At 68.5% G+C, this 16829-nt stretch carries 17 protein-coding genes; 11 read left to right on the plus strand and 6 right to left on the minus strand.

The features are described from left to right. Window positions 1-23: 23 nt before the first annotated feature. Together fliD and Afe05nite_RS01395 are read right to left on the minus strand one after the other, a co-directional pair. A complete protein-coding gene (gene fliD, locus Afe05nite_RS01390; RefSeq protein WP_203815047.1) occupies window positions 24-1442 on the minus strand; it encodes a flagellar filament capping protein FliD in 1419 nt (472 codons plus the stop codon). Window positions 1443-1561: 119 nt separating this feature from the next. Then, entirely contained in the window at window positions 1562-2845 is a 1284-nt protein-coding gene (locus Afe05nite_RS01395; protein WP_203815048.1) for a flagellin N-terminal helical domain-containing protein, read from the minus strand. A gap of 246 nt (window positions 2846-3091) precedes the next feature. Here Afe05nite_RS01395 and Afe05nite_RS01400 point away from each other — a divergent pair, with 246 nt between their 5' ends. The 8 genes from Afe05nite_RS01400 (at window position 3092) to Afe05nite_RS01435 (ending at window position 10042) form a co-directional block, all read left to right on the plus strand. Beyond that, window positions 3092-3577 (plus strand): flagellar protein FlgN, encoded by a 486-nt coding sequence (locus Afe05nite_RS01400; protein ID WP_203815049.1) that lies wholly within the window; start codon window positions 3092-3094, stop codon window positions 3575-3577. 1 nt (window position 3578) lies between these two features. Beyond that, window positions 3579-4994, plus strand: a complete 1416-nt coding sequence (gene flgK, locus Afe05nite_RS01405) for a flagellar hook-associated protein FlgK (protein ID WP_203815050.1) — start codon at window positions 3579-3581, stop codon at window positions 4992-4994. A 19-nt stretch (window positions 4995-5013) separates the two neighbouring features. Beyond that, a complete protein-coding gene (locus Afe05nite_RS01410; protein WP_203815051.1) occupies window positions 5014-5925 on the plus strand; it encodes a flagellin N-terminal helical domain-containing protein in 912 nt (303 codons plus the stop codon). Window positions 5926-5966: 41 nt separating this feature from the next. Next, on the plus strand, window positions 5967-6365 hold the full coding sequence (gene fliW, locus Afe05nite_RS01415; protein ID WP_239117466.1) for a flagellar assembly protein FliW: 399 nt from the start codon (window positions 5967-5969) through the stop codon (window positions 6363-6365). Window positions 6366-6450: 85 nt separating this feature from the next. After that, a complete protein-coding gene (gene csrA, locus Afe05nite_RS01420) occupies window positions 6451-6693 on the plus strand; it encodes a carbon storage regulator CsrA (RefSeq protein WP_203815053.1) in 243 nt (80 codons plus the stop codon). Window positions 6694-6747: 54 nt separating this feature from the next. After that, window positions 6748-8310: a methyl-accepting chemotaxis protein gene (locus Afe05nite_RS01425; RefSeq protein WP_239117467.1), complete on the plus strand. Its 1563-nt coding sequence runs from the start codon at window positions 6748-6750 to the stop codon at window positions 8308-8310. A 91-nt stretch (window positions 8311-8401) separates the two neighbouring features. Then, a complete protein-coding gene (locus Afe05nite_RS01430; protein WP_203815054.1) occupies window positions 8402-9130 on the plus strand; it encodes a hydrolase in 729 nt (242 codons plus the stop codon). Window positions 9131-9211: 81 nt separating this feature from the next. Further along, entirely contained in the window at window positions 9212-10042 is an 831-nt protein-coding gene (locus tag Afe05nite_RS01435) for an SRPBCC family protein (protein ID WP_239117468.1), read from the plus strand. Between the two features lie 49 nt (window positions 10043-10091). Here Afe05nite_RS01435 and Afe05nite_RS01440 read toward each other — a convergent pair whose 3' ends face one another. Continuing rightward, a complete protein-coding gene (locus tag Afe05nite_RS01440; protein ID WP_203815055.1) occupies window positions 10092-11429 on the minus strand; it encodes a PAS domain-containing sensor histidine kinase in 1338 nt (445 codons plus the stop codon). A gap of 76 nt (window positions 11430-11505) precedes the next feature. Next, the gene (locus Afe05nite_RS01445) at window positions 11506-11718 is read right to left on the minus strand and encodes a DUF7455 domain-containing protein (RefSeq protein ID WP_203815056.1); all 213 of its coding nucleotides are present in this window, start codon (window positions 11716-11718) and stop codon (window positions 11506-11508) included. A gap of 312 nt (window positions 11719-12030) precedes the next feature. Between Afe05nite_RS01445 and Afe05nite_RS01450 the strand changes: the two genes are divergently transcribed. The 3 genes from Afe05nite_RS01450 to Afe05nite_RS01460 all read left to right on the plus strand — a co-directional run bounded on the left by Afe05nite_RS01450 (window position 12031) and on the right by Afe05nite_RS01460 (window position 15172). Then, window positions 12031-12957, plus strand: coding sequence for a S8 family peptidase (locus Afe05nite_RS01450; protein ID WP_307835593.1), 927 nt, complete (start codon window positions 12031-12033; stop codon window positions 12955-12957). Window positions 12958-13025: 68 nt separating this feature from the next. Next, window positions 13026-13430: a response regulator gene (locus Afe05nite_RS01455; RefSeq protein ID WP_203815058.1), complete on the plus strand. Its 405-nt coding sequence runs from the start codon at window positions 13026-13028 to the stop codon at window positions 13428-13430. A gap of 173 nt (window positions 13431-13603) precedes the next feature. Next, window positions 13604-15172: a CBM96 family carbohydrate-binding protein gene (locus Afe05nite_RS01460; protein ID WP_203815059.1), complete on the plus strand. Its 1569-nt coding sequence runs from the start codon at window positions 13604-13606 to the stop codon at window positions 15170-15172. 56 nt (window positions 15173-15228) lie between these two features. Here the strand turns inward: Afe05nite_RS01460 and Afe05nite_RS01465 are convergent, their stop codons facing one another. Continuing rightward, the gene (locus tag Afe05nite_RS01465) at window positions 15229-15999 is read right to left on the minus strand and encodes a class I SAM-dependent methyltransferase (RefSeq protein ID WP_203815060.1); all 771 of its coding nucleotides are present in this window, start codon (window positions 15997-15999) and stop codon (window positions 15229-15231) included. Then, entirely contained in the window at window positions 16000-16755 is a 756-nt protein-coding gene (locus Afe05nite_RS01470; RefSeq protein ID WP_203815061.1) for an SDR family oxidoreductase, read from the minus strand. Window positions 16756-16829: the final 74 nt, after the last annotated feature.

Consider the following 16829-nt stretch of genomic DNA (forward strand, 5'->3'; position numbering starts at 1 on the left):
CTCCTCGGTCTTGGCGGTCAGGGTCAGGAAAGGCCGGCGAGCTGGCCGGAGAGCCAGTTGGACTGGTCCTTGAGCTTGCCGAGCGAGACCTCGAGGTCGGAGTACTGCTTCTGCAGCGCCGTCTTCTTGGCCGCGAGCCGGATGTCCCAGTTGCTGATCTGGCTGTTGAGGCTGTCGATCTCGCTGTTGCGACCGGTGATGACCGACTGGAGGTTCGTCGTCATCGTCTTGGTGAGCTTGGTGGTCTGCTCGCCGAAGGCCATGCCGGCCTGCTTGATCTTGGCCGGGTCGTCGTTGTAGGCGGCCACGAAGTCGGACTTGCTGAACGTCAGTTGACCGGAGCGGTCCAGCTGGATGCCGAGCTGCTTGAGCGAGCCGAACTTGATCGGGGCGAGCGGGACCAGGTCGGTGGAGTCCGGGTTCGGGTAGGTCAGGCCGGTGCTGATCGCGCTGAGCAGCTTCTGCGACATGTCACGCACCGAGAAGTCGCCGGTCAGCGGCGAGCCCTTCTTGGTGGCGGGGTCGTAGGCGGTCTGGTTGCTGATCTCGCCGAGCGCGGCGTTGGTGGCGTCGACGAACGCCTGCATCTTGTCGGCGATCGAGCTGACGTCGTTGGAGACGTCGACGGTCACCCCGGTCTCCACCTTGCTGACGTTTACCGTCACACCGTTCATCAGGTTGCTGAAGGTGTTGCTGTCGCTGCTGACCGTGTAGGTGGTGCCGCCGCCGCCGGAAACCTGGATCTGCGCGCTCTTGGGCGGCGTGGTGGCGATCGACTCGCCGTTCTGGCCGGCACCTTCCAGGCCCTCGATCACGAAGCCGTTGTTGGCGCCGGTCTTGCTGCCGTTGATCTGCAGGACGCCGGTGGAGTCCGAGGTCTTCAGGACGTACGCCGACGCGCCGGCCGAGGCCGCGTTGATCGCCTTGGCCACGCCGGCGGCCGACTTGTCCGCGCTGATGTCGATCGTGACCGGGTCGCCGACCTGGGTGAAGTTGCCGTACGTGTCGTACGTGCCCTTCTTCAGGGTGATCGACGAGGCGGTCGTGATGGGCGCCGGCGTGGTGTCCAGCTTGCCGTCGGCGTCGGCGTCCGTGTAGGTGGTCACCGGAATCGTGCTCGACTGCTTGCTGGCCAGCGACGTCACGTCGAAGGTCAGGCTGCCGGTGGTGGCGCTGAGGTTGGTCGAGGTGGACGTGGTGACCGAGGGGGAGCTGGAGGTCGCCGAGATAGCCCGCCAGGTGCCGAGCTGGTTCAGCGTGTCCGCGGCCGACTTGATGCCGGCGATCTTCGTGTTGACCGCCTGGTAGGAGGACACGGCGGTCTGCGCGCCGGCCACCTTGACCTTGAGCCGGGTCTGCGGGGCCGCCTCGACCTGCATCAGCTGGGTGATCATCGAGGAGGTGCTCAGGCCACTGACGAGTCCATCAACCGAGCTGCTCACGTGAGGCCCTGCCTTTCGTGCGGAACGCAAGAGTGGGGGCAGCCGGCTTGGTGCGCCGGCTACCCCCACCTATTCGGTCGTACGAGCTGTGTATTCAGTGCCAACCGGTGGCAGTTCGGTTAGCGCAGCAGCGACAGCACGTTCTGCGCGGACTGGTTCGCCTGCGACAGCATCGAGGTGCCGGCCTGGGTCAGGATCTGCGACCGGGTGAAGGACACCATCTCCTGCGCCATGTCGGTGTCCCGGATGCGGGACTCCGAGGCGGAGAGGTTCTCCACCGCGACGTTGAGGTTGTTGATGGTGTGCTCGAAACGGTTCTGGTAAGCACCGAGCGAGGCGCGCTGGTCCGAGACCGTGGAGAGCGCCTTGTCCAGGACGGTGATCGCCGACGTCGGGTCCTTGGTCAGGTCGACCGTCTTGGTGCCGAGCGTGCCGGAGTCGGTCGCGCCGATGTTGAACGCGATGCGCTCCTTGGCGTTCGCGCCGACCTGGAACTGGCCGGTGTTGCCACCGGTCACCGCGTTCAGGGTCGAGGCGGCCATGGTCGACGTGGCGTCGATCTTCAGGGCGGCCAGGGCACCACCGGTGCCGTCGGCGACCTCGAAGTTGCCGACCCCCTGCATCTGGTAGGTCGACGTGCCGTCCTTGGCCACCGTGGCGGTCATGGACATCTCGTTGCCGCTCAGGTTGATGTCCCGCAGGGCCGAGCCGATCGCCTCGTTCGCCCGCTTGAGGACGTCGGCCGGAGCGGTGTCGGTGGCAGCGCCGTTGACCGTGATGGTGAGCGGGGTCGCCGTCAGGTCGAGCTTGGTGCCGTCCTTCTGGGTGATCGACGTCTGGCCGTTGACGCCCTTGAGGGTCAGCGTGTACGTGCCCTGCGCGGCGGCCGGAACCACCGGCTGCCCGTCGGTGCCGGGCGAGAGGGAGGTGTTGGCCGGGGTCGCGGTGTCCAGCTTGGAGCGGGTGGTGGCGCCGAAGCTGCCGTCGAGCAGCTTCGCCTTGCCGAAGGCGGTGGTGCTGCCGATGCGGTCGAGCTCCGCGTTCAGCTGCGTCATTTCCTTGTTGGCGGCGCCGGCCGCCTCCGCGTCGGTGGCGCCGTTGTTGGCGGCCTGGACCGACAGGTCACGCATGCGCTGCAGGATCGTGGTGACCTCGTTGAGCGCACCTTCAGCGGTCTGCGCGACGCTGACGCCGTCCTGGGTGTTGCGCACGGCCACCTTCAGGCCACCGACCTGCGCACGCAGGCCCTCGGAGATCGAGAGGCCGGCCGCGTCGTCGGCCGCCCGGTTGATGCGGAAACCGCTGGACAACTTCTCCAGCGACTTCGACATCTGCCCGTCGGTGATCGACAGGTTCCGGTAGGCGTTCTGAGCAGCGATGTTCTGGTTGATGCGGAGACCCATTGGTGAATCCTCCTTGAGTGGGGTCTTTCCGGCCCATCCATGAGCCGCTGGCGTTACGCCGGGTCCGATCGGCGCAGCACCGACGGTCATGAGCAGTCTCTGAGATTTCTTCGCCCTTCTCCGGCAAACGCGAAAAAACGTGAAAAGGCCGGATCGGGGGAAATTCCTCAGCGGAGCGGCGGGCGTGCCGACCTGTCCGAATGAGCGGGTATCTCGGCCCGACCGGAAGCGAGACGGAGGACCAGGGTGAGTCTGACCGACCTGGCCAGCGTCCTGTGGCGATCACGTGAGCTACTGGAAATGCTGCTGTTCAAGCTCGAGGAGGAGCAGCTGCTCCTCGCGTCCAACCGCTCACGCTGGCTCAGCCACGCCACCCGCGAGGTGGAAGTCGTGCTGGATCAGATCCGGCAGACCGAGGTCATCCGGGCCGCCTACTCCCAGGACGTCGCGGTCGAACTCGGGCTCGAGCCGGAAGCCTCCCTCGGCGAGCTCGCCGATGCCGCCCCGGCGCCCTGGTCGGACCTTCTGCACCAGCACCGAAAGGCGTTCCTGATGCTGACCTCCGAGATCAGCGCCCTCGCGGACGTGAATCGTGACCTGCTCACCGCCGGTCAACGCGCAGCACGCGAAACCATGCTCGCGTTCGCCGAAACTGTGGAAACGTACGGACCGCAGGGCCAGTCCGTTTCCGGCGGCGTGCGCCGCTCCAGCCTGGTTGACGAGGCGATCTGAAATGGCCAGCACTTTCGGCGGTATCAACACGGCGCTCAGCTCGCTCTACGCGCAGCGGCGCGGGCTCGACATAGCCGGGCAGAACATCGCGAACGCCAACACCGAGGGCTACACCCGCCAGCGCGTCCGGATGCAGGCGCAGGGCGGGGTGAACCCGGGCATCTACTCCACGACCGACGCGGTCGCCGGGGGTGTCGGGGTCGCCTCCATCGAACGCGGGCGCAACCAGTACCTCGAGGACCGCGGCCGCGTCGAACACGGCAATTCGGCTTATCTGACCAGCTCGAAAGCGGCGTACGACCAGATCGAGAGCGTGCTCGCCGAACCGAGCGACACCGCGCTGCAGGCCCGCCTGCACGACATGTGGGACGGCTGGAACGACGTCGCCAACAACTGGCAGGACCCGTCGACGCGTAGTGCCCTCATCGAGCGCAGCCACACCGTGGCCATCTCGCTCAACGACGCGCACACCTCGCTGTCCAACCAGTTCGACGCGACGCATTCCCAGATGAGCGCCTACGTCGACCAGATCAACACGCTCTCCAGCAGCATCGCCGACATGAACAACCAGATCGTGGTCGCGACCAAGGCCGGCCTGCCCTCCAACGAGCTCCAGGATCAGCGCGACCTCAAGGTCATGAACCTGTCCGAGCTGGTCGGAGCGTCCGCACACATCAAGCCGGACGGGTCCGCCAACGTTTATGTCGGCGGCGCCGCGCTGGTCGAGGGATTCCAGTCCCGGCAATTGACGATGACCGGCCCGGTCACCCTGGACGGCATCAACGACACCGACAAGGTGGCGTTGGAGTTCACCGACAGTCCCGGCCTGAAAGCGAGCGCCGGCGGCACCATGGGCGCGATGCTCGACACGATGAACTCCACGCTGTCGGGCGTCGCCAGGGACCTCGACAGTGTCGCCGAGAGCCTCACGACCTCGGTCAACACCGCCACCGCCGACGGTTACACGATGAACGGCACCAAGGGCGACGTCACCCCGTTCTTCATGGGCACGACGGCGGCCACGATCAAGGTGAACATCACCGACCCGAGCCAGGTCGCCTTCTCGACCGGCAATCCCACCGACCCGGACCCGAACGTGGCCGCGATCGACCACGGCGTCGCCGACGCGCTGTCCGATGTGGGCGCTTCCGGCAGCGGGCCGGACGCGACCTATCAGGCGGTGATCGGCCGGCTCGGGGTCGCGGCCCAGGCAACGTCGCGGCGCAGCGAGATCCAGAACGCGGTCACCGATCAGGTGGATGTGTCCCGACAGGGCGAGGCCGGGGTCAACCTCGACGAGGAAATGACCCACCTGCTCACGTACCAGCGCGGTTACGAGGCGGCGTCGCGGGTGCTCACGACGATCGACTCGATGCTCGACCAGCTCATCAACCGTACCGGCATGGTCGGCCGATAAATCGCGGGGGTAATCGGCAATGACAATTTCCAGCCGGGTCACGAATACCGGCATGATGACGAAGGCGATCGGGGATCTCCAACGCGGCCTCGCCAATTCGCAGAAGCTGCAGTCCCAGATCTCCGGCGGCAAACTGCTGACCCGGCCGTCGGATTCGCCGACCGGCACGGTCACCTCGCTGCAACTGCGCGGCGAGGTGCGCGCGACCCAGCAGTACAGCCGTAATGCCAATGACGGTCTCGGCTGGCTCGGCACCATTCAGGACACCCTGGGTGACGCGTCGGGCGAGATCATCCGCGTACGCGACCTGACCGTCCAGGCCCTGAACACGGCCAACGACGGCGGTTCCCGGCAGGCGCTGGTCGACGAGATCCAGAACATCCGGGACCAGCTGATGGGCCAGGCCAACGCCAAGTACATGGACCGGCCGGTCTTCGGTGGCACGACCCCGGGCTCGACCTCCTACACCAAGGACGGCACGACCGGCGCGGTCACGTTCAGCGGCAACCAGAATCAGACGACCCGGACCGTCGGCCCGAATGCCAAAGTGCGTATCGAGGTCAGCGGCCCGGAGGCATTCGGAACGCCTGGCACGGACACCGAGCTCTTCGGTGTTCTGCAAAAGATTTCGGACAGCATCAAGAACAACGATTCGGCCGGCATGAGCGATGGCCTGGAAAATCTCGATAGCGCCCACGACTTACTAAAATCGGCCCTTTCCGACGTAGGCGCCCGATATAATCGGATTGAACAGATGAAGCAGTCCGCGGACGACCATCTGTTGTCCGTGACGTCGCAGCTTTCCGACATCGAAGATGTCGATCTGCCCAAGGCGATCATGGAACTGCAGATCCAGCAGACCTCGTACCAGGCCGCCTTGGCCGCCACGGCCAAGGTGATCCAGCCCTCGCTCATCGATTTCCTGAGGTGACCATGACTACTCGCACCGCGTCCCGACCGATTGAGGCGTCCATGATCGACCCGTCGCTGGGTCTGCCGACCATCCACATGGCGGTACCCATGCCCGGATTCCCGGCACACCGCGACTTCGTCCTGGTGCGGCTCAACGAGGACGGACTGCTCTACGCTTTCACGTCCATCCAGGACCCGGACCTGCGTTTCCTGGTGGCCCCGCCGGAGCCGTTCTTCCCGGACTACGCCCCGGAGATCGAGCAGGACGTCTTCCAGGCTCTGAACACCAAGGACCCGGACCGGCTCCTGCTGATGGCGGTCATCACGGCCGGCACCGACGAGACCACGGCCAACCTGATGGCGCCGATCGTGGTCGACCGCGACACCATGCGGGCCGTGCAGGTCGTGCTCAGCGGCTCCGGGTACCCGGTCCGCGCGATCATGCACCGGGCCTACTGACGTCCCGGCGCCGGCGCGGCCGCCCGGTCCGCGGTCGCGCCTCTCACGATGCTGTCCGTCCACGGATGGGGGAGGGCACCGGACGATGCTAGTGCTGACACGCCGGGCCGGGGAGAGCGTGATGATCGGGAACGACGTGATCATCACGGTGCTCGAGGCCCGCGGGGACGTCATCCGGCTGGGCATCCAAGCCCCGCGCGACGTCCAGGTCCATCGTGAGGAAGTGTTCCGGGAATTGCAGGCGGCCAACCGCGAGGCGGCCTCGCCCACCGAAGATGCGGTTCGGGCGGTCACGAAGATGCTGCAGTCGCCGGAGGAATCCGGTTGATCGGGTACGCCCCGGCGCGCCGCGCCGGGGCGTACCAGTCTCAGGGGGTAACCGATGATGAAGAGACTGGCTGATCTCGGGATCGCGAAGCGGCTCACGTTGATCGTGACGCTCGGGGCGGTCATCCTGACGGCCCTCGGGATCATCACGATGATCAGCCAGAACCGGATGACGGCCCACAGCCGGATGCTCGTCGGTCTGCAAGCCGGTGCGGCGGCGCTCAACCACCTGGACACCCGGCAGAGTGAACTGAAGGTCGACGGCTACCGGGCCGCGCTCGGCCAGGACGTCACCCAGGACGTCATCGACGACGTGCAGTCGTCGGTCGAGGCCGCCGACGCCGTCGAGGCCGCCGGGATGCCGGCCGCGCAGACCGCGAAGTTCGCCGGCTACCGGACCGACTTCACCGCGTTCAGCGAGTTCATCACCCAGTTCGCGAGCGACGCCAAGACCAACGTCAGGTCGGTGCGGTCGCGGCTCGACGAGATCTCCGAGCGCAACCACGTCACCGACGACGAACTCGGCGGGCTGGTCGACGAGGTGGACGCCCTGGTCGTCACGGGGCGCGCCGAGATGAACAGCATCTCCGACAGGACCCAGGTGACCGTGCTCTCGGTGGCCGCCGTCGGGTTGATCCTGATGATCGCGCTGGCGGTGCCGATGGCTCGCTCGATCCTGATCCCGGTCCGCAAGCTCGGGGCCGTCATCGAGCGGGTGGCCGCGGGCGACCTCACCACACGCAGCGGCATCACCGGTCGCGACGAGGTCGGGCGGATGGCGGCCGGTCTGGACGTCGCCCTCGACTCCATCCACACCTCCCTGCAGACCATCGGCAAGGACGCCGACCAGCTGGCAAGCGCGGCCGGGGAGCTCTCCGCGGTGGCCGGTCAGATCGCCGAGGCGGCCGGCAACACCGACCGGCAGACGTCGGCGGCGTCGGCCGAGGCCGAGGAGATCTCCCGCAACGTGCAGTCGGTGGCGGCCGGTTCCGAACAGATGGGCCTCTCGATCCGGGAGATCTCCCGCAACACCAGCGAGGCGGCCCAGATCGCGGGGATCGCGGTGGCCGAGGCGGCCCGCGCCACCGAGACGATCCGGCAGCTCGGCGCCTCCTCGGAGGAGATCGGCAACGTGATCAAGCTGATCACCTCGATCGCCGAGCAGACCAACCTGCTCGCCCTGAACGCGACGATCGAGGCCGCTCGCGCCGGCGAGGCGGGCAAGGGCTTCGCCGTGGTCGCCTCCGAGGTCAAGGACCTCGCCCAGGAGACCGCGAAGGCAACCGAGGACATCGGCAGCCGGGTCAACGCGATCCAGCAGGACACCGGCGGCGCGGTCGAGGTCATCTCCCGCATCTCCGAGGTCATCGCGCAGATCAACGACTTCCAGACCACCATCGCGAGCGCGGTCGAGCAGCAGACCGCCACGACCGGCGAGATGAGCCGCAGCATCGCCGAGGTGGCCAACGGCTCGTCCCGGATCGCGCACAACATCGCCGACGTCTCGGCCGCCAGCGCCTCCACGGTGCAGGGCGTCGAGCAGACCCGCGAGGCCTCCAGTGAGGTCGCCCGGACCGCGGACGAGCTGCGCGGACTCGTCGGCGCCTTCCGGCTGTAGGCACGCACCCGGACTGCACCACCCGAAGACCGCGCCTGTCAACCCCACCCCGGCACTCTGGTTCAGGACAAAGACCTCGAGCCTTGGAGCAATGGTGGGCGCAGAGCGGGAAATGGTGATCGAGGCCTTGGACCTCACGGTGGACGCGCATGTGCACACCGGGTTCGCGGCCGGTCGCGACAGCGTCGGCGTGGTCGTCTCGGCCGCCGACCGGGCCGGGCTCACCGCGCTCACCTTCGCCGACCAGGTCACCCCGGAGACCACCTGGCTGCCGGCCTACGCCGACGCCGTACGCCGGGCCCAGGTGCGCACCGAGATGACGCTGCGGGTGGCCGCCGAGGTCGAGGTCGTGCAGCCGGACGGCTGGCTGGCCCTGCCCGCCGACCTCGGTCAGCTGGAGGCCGTCTCGGTCGCCGTGTCCCGCCTGCCGCTGGCCGCCGGCCTCCTCGGTGCCCGCGAGGTACGGGCGATGCTGGCCACCGGTGAGCTCGCCGCCGAGCAGGTCACCGAGGGCCTCGTCGCGGCCACGGTGCGTGGCCTCGAGCGGGCCTCCCGCTATGCCCCGACCCAGCTCGCCCGCCCGCTCAGCCTGCTCGCCCAGGTCGGCCTGGACGAAGCCGCGATCCAGCCGGACATGGTCGACGCGCTCGCCGCCGCCTGTCGCGAGACCGGCACGATCGTCGAGGTCAGCGAGGCCTGGCGGTGTCCGTCGGCGCGGATCGTGGCCCTGCTGCGCGCGGCCCGGGTGACGCTCGTTCCCGCGAGTGACGCCCGGTACGCGGCCGAGGTCGGCCACTGGCAGTACCTGCGCCGGGTCTAGCCGAAAGCAGACACGATCAGTAACCGTCTCCGTACGCTCGATCATGCCGGGTTGGAGCATCCGAGGCATGGGAGAGATGCGATGAGTATGGTTCAGCAGGCCATCGAGGTGAGTGCACCGCTGCACACGGTGTACGAGCAGCTCGCCGCGTTCGAGAACTATCCAAGGTTCATGAGCGGCGTTCGTGCGGTCACCCCGATCGGTGCCGACCAGACACACTGGATCATGGAGGTCGACGGGAAGCAGCGCGAGTTCGACGCGCGGATCACCGAGCGCACCCTGGACGAGCGGGTTTCCTGGTCGACCATGGAGGGGCCGGTTCTCGCCGAGACACTCACCCTGCGTCCGCTGGGTGAGCTCAAGACGCAGGTGGTGGCCCAGCTCGAGGCGGACATCGCGTTCCTGATGCCGAGCGACCGGCACGGCCAGGCCTCGCTGACCAGGCGCCTCAAGGAGGACCTGACCACGTTCAAGGGCCTGGTGGAGAGCGGGGTGCTGGGCGGGCGGCCGAAGCCGTTCAGCATGGCTCGCCCGTCGCCGAAGCGTCCGCTGCCGGGGGCCAGCACGAAGTCGCTGACGCCGAACGCGAGCCCGGCCGCGGTGGCGGCCCGGATCCGGAACCGGAACCCGCATCCGGGGGCCGGCTGGGGAACCAGCGCCGGTGAGCAGAGCAACGCGAGCCGGGTGAGCCTCCCGCGGCACAACCTCGGCACCAATGTGGACATCACCACCGCGCCCGGCATCCGCAGCGAGCACGATCTCGACGACGTGCTGCCGCCGGGACGCCGGATCGCCAAGTCCGGTCCGATCAGCGGGGGCGCGGCCGGCAGTGCGCCGATGGGCGGACGCACCGCACGCAAGGACACCTGGGGGGACGGCATGATCAACGAAGAGGATCGGGGCTCGGCCTGACCGGATCGGTGTGAGAAGGGGCTCTCCGCGCGATGCGGGGAGCCCCTTTTCAGATGGGTGCCGACTCCAGCGTCACGACGAATCGGGCGCCACGCGGCTCCATCGGCTCATAGGTGATCGTGCCGCCGTTCGCCTCCACCAGGTGGCGGACGATGAACAGGCCGAGCCCGGAGCCCCGGGCGAAGCGGCCGAAGATCGTCGGCACCAGCTCGGGCGGGATGCCGGGTCCGCTGTCCTGGACGACCAGTTCCACCTGATCGCCACGGCGGGAACCGAGCAGGCGGACCGGCGGATCCCCGTACGTGAGCGCGTTCTTGACCAGGTTCTGGATCACCACCGTCAGGTGTCCCCGGTCGGCCAGCGCGGCCAGGTCGTCGTCGATCGAGATTCGCACGTCCGCGTCGCCGACCACCTGCGCCGCCACCTCGGCCGGCGAGACCGGCGCCTGCCGCGCCGTGACCGACCCGGTGTCCAGCCGGAACAGCAGCTGGAGGTCGTTCATCATCTTGATCAGCCGCTGGGTGTTCTTGTCGATCTTGGTGGCCAGCTCGAGCCGGATGTCGTCGGGCAGGTCGTCCCAGTCGGCCCGGAGCAGCTCGGCCAGGCTCGCGATGGAGCTGATCGGCTGGGCCACGTCGTGGGTGAGCATCGAGGTCAGGTCGTTCTTGAAGGACAGCGCAGCCTCGAGCCGGGCGTTCGATTCGCGCAGCTCAGTGTTCTGCTCGCCGAGTGATTCCTCGGCCCGTTTCCGGTCGGCGATGTCGACATAGGTGGCCACGTAGGCGCGCGGCTCGCCCTGTTCGTCGGCGATCGTCGCGACCGTGGCCAGCACCGGCACCGCGGTGCCGTCGACCCGCGGCATCAGCCAGTCGCCGCCGCCGGCCGGTGGGAGCGGGGGCGGATCGAGCCGGATCGGCTCGTCCGGCCCGTGCCCGGTGAGCTCCCGCCAGCGCCGGTTGACGTCGATCACCCGGTGGTTGGCGTCGAGCACCATTACTGCTTCGTTCATCGACTGGAGCAGGGTGGCGGCGAATTCCTGCCGGTCGTCGGACTCCCGGCGGATCGCCGCGGTCGGCCCGGTGTCGGGCCGGGTGAGCACCGCACCGAGGGCCAGGGCGAGGCCGGCCACCATGGTGGCGGCTCCGGCGGCCGGGTGATGGCGCAACGAGAGGGCGCCGATCACGAGGGCGGTGAAGGCCAGGATCGGGGCGGCCACGCGCACGACCCGGCCGGTGGGCAGCACCTGCAGGAGCAGGGCGAGTCCGGCCGGAACGAGCGCGGCCGCCGGATGCAGACCCGGCGGCGCGCTGGAGATGGTGGTCACGGCGCCGATAACGGCGGCGGCGACACCGGCGCCCCCGGCGGTCAGCCGGGCGAGCCTGCTCATGTCATGAGCCGCGATCCGCACATAAGCCCCTCAGTTCGAGGAAATGAGCATAACGCGGCTTTTGTGACAAATGCTGTTACTTACCCGCCCACTCGTAGCCCTCTTCAAGCTTGATGCGCTCGGCGACCTTGACGATGTCGTCCCTGTGCCGGTTGGCGTGGTGCCCGCAGAAGGCGAGCTCGCCGCCGCTGGACAGCTCGACCACCAGCCTCGCGGCAGCGCTGCAACGGTCGCAGCGGTCGGTCATCGCGGGCACTGTGGTGATCTCAGGCGACAGCAGGCTGGTCATATCGCTCTCCTTGCTCGGTGGCGGTGTGCAGCGGTACAGCGGGTAGATCGGCCCTGCACTACACAGCCTTAGCTCTTTCCCTCGGCACTTGCGGGCCGTCCGCGCTGGGCGAAAACCCTGCACCGCAGCTACTACCGGACGGGTCCCCGATCGCTCGGGAACTCTTTCCACCATTTCCCTCAAGCCGCCTTCGGCATGCCTGTCACTTTGGGGGAAACCAGCTTGCGCATCGACACCGGCCGTCTTGCCCTTCTCACGGGAGCTCTCGTCGCCACGCTCAGTGGCCCCGCCGGCGCCGCATTTGCTCCGTCGGTGACGACAGTCGATGCCGGCCTCGCGGCCGATGCCACCGTCGGAGCGGCTGCCACCGGAGGAGCCGCCGACCCGGCCGTGACCTGGGGCCTCGACCGAATCGACCAGCGCGCGCTGCCGCTGTCCAAGTCGTTCGCCGCCCCGTCGGCGGCCACCGTCACCGCCTACGTCCTCGACGGCGGCGTCCGGATCTCGCACCAGGAGTTCGGTGGCCGGGCGAGCAACGGCTGGGACTTCGTCGACAACGACCCGGTCGCCCAGGACTGCACCGGGCACGGCACGCACGTGGCCGGCACGATCGGCGGCGCCACGTACGGCGTGGCCAAGGACGTCAAGATCGTCGCGGTCCGGGTGCTCGGTTGCAACGGCAGCGGGTCGTACTCGAACATCATCGCGGGCGTGAACTGGGTCACCAAGAACGCGAAGAAGCCGGCCGTGGTCAACATGAGCCTCGGCGGCACCCCCAGCAAAGCCCTCGACGACGCGGTCACCCGCTCGATCAACAGCGGTGTCGTCTACGTCGTGTCAGCCGGCAACGATCACAAGGACTCGTGCAAGCAATCGCCGGCGCGGGCCTCGGCCGCGATCACGGTGGGCGCTACCGACGCCAACGACACCCGTGCCTCCTTCTCCAACTACGGGTCCTGTCTCGACATCTTCGCGCCGGGCGCCCGGATCGTGTCGGCGTCCAATTCCTCGGACCGGGCCACCAAGACGATGAGCGGGACCTCGATGGCCAGCCCGCACGTGGCCGGGGCGGCGGCCCTGGCGCTCGGCACCCACCCGGATCAGAGCCCGGCCCAGGTCCGGGAAAGCCTGGTCGGCAACGCGGGCAGTGGCCTCGTGCGTAACCCCGGCACCGGCTCTCCCAACAAGCTGCTCTACACCGGTTATCTGAGCACTGTCTCGGCGGCCAAAAAGCGCTGAAGCACGAGCGGTGCAACCGGGCGCGGATAGCGTGAATCCGAACCCGACCGCGAATCCTGGAGGACCACATGTCTCAGGCGCCCGACGCGGAGAACCGGCCAACCGTCCTTGTCGTCGACGACGAGGAGGATCTCCGCGACATCATGCGGCGCATGCTCGAGCGCCGTGGTTTCTCTACCCTGATCGCCGCGGATTCGCAGCAGGCCATCGCGGTCTGCCGGGACCACCCTGGCGAGATCGACATCCTGGTCACCGACCTGGGGCTGCCCGGCGTCTCCGGTGGTGACCTGTCCCAGGCCGCCACCGAGCTGCGTCCGGGCATGCGGGTCGTCTACATCTCCGGACTGCCCAAGGAGTTAGCTGTCGCGGACGGCCTCATCGAGCCGGACGCGCTGCTGGTGAAGAAGCCGTTCAGCACCGAACTGCTGATCGAGGCGCTCCGCTCGGTTCTGATCGAGAGCGCCGCCCCCTGAGTAACACCTGTCCCATGTGAGGCGCCGCCGTCATCCTGACGGCGGCGCTTTTCGTCGTCCCCGGAATCCACATTGTCCGCTCCCGTGCTGCACCCGCTCTTACCCCAACCGGGACCCGGATCCCGCCGACGGTGAGGTCGAGCAACGACCGAACCGAAGCGGGGAGACACGAAGTGAAGCGCAAGCAAGCGGCCGTGGGTGCGGCGATCGGAGCGGCGGTGAGCGCCGGCTTCCTCGTCACCGGGCAGGCCGAGGCGGCGACCGCGACCCCGGCGATCCGGACCGTCTTCGCGAGCGACGACGCCTACGTGTCCAGCACCCGGGTCGACACCAACTTCGGCACGGCCGCCAAGCTGGTGATCGGCGTCGCCGACGGCGAGACCAAGACCACGCTGGTGAAATTCTCGACCGGTACCTTCCCGGCGGGCGTGACGCCGGCCGACGCGCGGCTGATCCTGCCCTACGACGGCAAGCCGACCGAGGACCGGGTGAGCGTCTTCCCGGTGACCGGCGACTGGAACCAGCGGACCGTCACCACGGCGAACCAGCCGCAGATCGGCGCGACCGCGATCGGGTCGGCGGTGCCGCGCGCCACCGACCAGACGGTGACGATCGACCTCAGCAACGCGGTGACCAAGGCCGGGACGTACACGTTCGCGCTGCGCTCGGCGTCGACGACCGAGGTGACCCGCTTCCGGTCGGCCGAATCCGGTGTCCAGGGCGGTCCGCGACTGGTGCTGAACTACCCGGCCGGCGCTTCCGCCGAGCCGGCCCCGCTGCCCGCGCCGGCCCCGGCGACCTGCGCCACCGGCGACCTGCTCGTGCCCGACTGCGGCGTGCTCTGGGGGGCAGCCGCCGGCGGCTTCACCGACGCGCCGCGTGACCAGGCCCTCAAGGACTGGGAGGCGCTTACCGGCCGGACCGCGGCGATCTTCCACGCCTACCACAAGGGTGACGAGAAGTTCCCCACCAAGGCCGAGATGGCGATGACCCGCGACGCCGCCCGTCCGCGCATTCTGCTGCTCAACTGGAAGGTCGCCTACGGCACCACCTGGGCCAAGGTCGCGGCCGGCCAGAAGGACGCCCGCATCGACGCGTGGGCCGACTACGTCCGGGCCAACTACGGCACCCAGAAGTTCTTCCTGGCCCTGCACCACGAGCCGGAGAACGACGTGCAGACCGGCACGGCGTCCGGGATGACCGCGAAGGACTTCGCCGCCATGTACCGGCATGTGATCGAGCGGTTGCGGGCCGACAAGGTGACGAACATGGTCAACGTGCTCGCCTACATGGGCAACGAGAAGTGGATGGCGCAGTCCTGGTGGAAGGACCTCTACCCGGGCGACGACGTCGTCGACTGGGTGGGCCTCGACTCGTACGTCAGCGTGGAGAAGGGCTACTACCACTTCGGCGACTTCAGCAGCCTGCTCGACCGGCAGCCGACCGGCGGCGGTCTCGGCTTCTACGACTGGTCGGTGAAGAACCACCCGAACAAGCCGATCATGGTGGCCGAGTGGGGCATGTACCACCGCGTCGCGTCCCCGACCAGCAAAGCCGCCGCGTTCAACACGGTCCTCCCGGAGCTGGCCAAGCACCCGAAGATCAAGGCGATCGTCTACTTCGACACCGCCAAGGACGACGAGGGTGACCGCAACATCGCGGTGAACTCGACGGCCGACAGCCTCACCGCGTTCCGCAAGGTCGCCGCCGCCCCGATCTTCGACGTCGAACTGAAGAACTGATCTTTACTCACCCCCTGGGGTCGGGCCGGTCCGCTGCGGAGGACCGGCCCGACCTTCTATCCCGGCCGCCGCCGGCCCGGCCAGGGCACCGTGAGCTCACCCAACTTCCAACGACCGGGACCATCGAGTACGGGATGACCTTCGTCCCGCATCCGTCGGCAGGTCGCCGCCCAGCGTTGTCGCGGCCCGAACGGGGTCGCCTCGGTCTCCCACGCGCGGCTCAGCGCACGCAGCAACTCATGGATCGGCTCACCCGCCACGTTGTGGTGGATCAACGCCTTCGGCAGTCGCTCGGCGAACGTCGCCGGGTGATCCAGATCGGACAACCGGGCGGAAAGGGTAAGCGTCGCCGGCCGGCCCGCCGAGACCACCGCCCACGTGGCGATCCGGCCCAGCTCGTCACAGGTGCCCTCGACCAGCAGCGCCCCCGTCGCGGTCATCTGCTGCCAGGCCGCGTCGACCTCGTCCTCGCGGTACTGCCGCAGCACGTTGAAGGCGCGCACCACGACCGGCCGCAGGCCGGCCAGCTCGAACCCGCCGCGGCGAAAGTCGAGGCCGGGCGGATCGGCGAACGGCTCGGCGGCCTCCACGCGTACCGGATCGATCTCCAGACCGACCACCGCGAGGTCCGCCCGGACCGCCGTCGCCAGCCGGCTGCGCAACTCCACCGCCGTGACCGGCGTCGCACCGTAACCCAGGTCGACGACCAGCGGCTCGGTGGCTTCGGCCAGAAGCGCACCGCAGCGGTACGCGATGAAGTTGTCGACTCGGCGCAGCCGGTTGGGATTGGTCGTCCCCCGGGTGATCGCACCGACCGGCTTCGTCACCTATTTCTCCCGGTGCACCTTGTGCTGGGCGGCCTGGGCGATCGGGCGGACCACCAGCTTGTCGATGTTGACGTGCTGCGGCCTGGTCGCCATGAACGCGATGCAGTCGGCGATGTCGTCCGCGACCAGCGGTTCCTTGACCCCGTCGTAGATCGAGTCGGCCTTGGCCCGGTCACCGTCGAACCGGTTGAGCGAGAACTCGTCGGTGCGCACCATGCCCGGGTCGATCTCGGTGACCCGCACCGGCTTGCCGGCCAACTCCAGTCGCAGCGTTCCGACCAGGGCGCCCTGTGCGTGCTTGGCCGCCGTATATCCGCCGCCGCCCTCGTAGACCGTGAACGCCGCGGTCGAGCCCACCGTCACGATCGTCCCGCGCCCGCTCGCCTCGAGCGCCGGCAACAGCGCCCTGGTCACCCGCAGCGTGCCGAGCACGTTGACGTCGTACATCCACTGCCAGTCGTCGACGCCGCCGGCCGCGACCGGGTCGAGGCCGCGGGCCCCGCCGGCGTTGTTGACCAGCAGGGTGAGCACCCCGTCGAGGCCGGCCACGGCGGCGGCCAGGCCGGCCACCGAGTCGTCGTCGGTCACGTCGCACTCGACAGCGGTGGCGTCGGCGCCGATCTCCTTGACCAGTTCCGCGAGCCGATCGGCGCGGCGGGCCGCCGCCACCACGTGGAAGCCTTCGGTGGCCAGCCGGCGGGCCGTGGCCGCCCCGATCCCGCTCGACGCACCAGTGACCACTGCGATGTTCTGCATGCCCCCATCCTTGCGGGGGCCGATGACTTCAGTCACGCGCGGGGCTCCGCATAGTGATTGCTCATGCAAGGACG

The organism is Paractinoplanes ferrugineus, assembly GCF_016862195.1.
Classification (GTDB): Bacteria; Actinomycetota; Actinomycetes; order Mycobacteriales; family Micromonosporaceae; genus Actinoplanes; species Actinoplanes ferrugineus.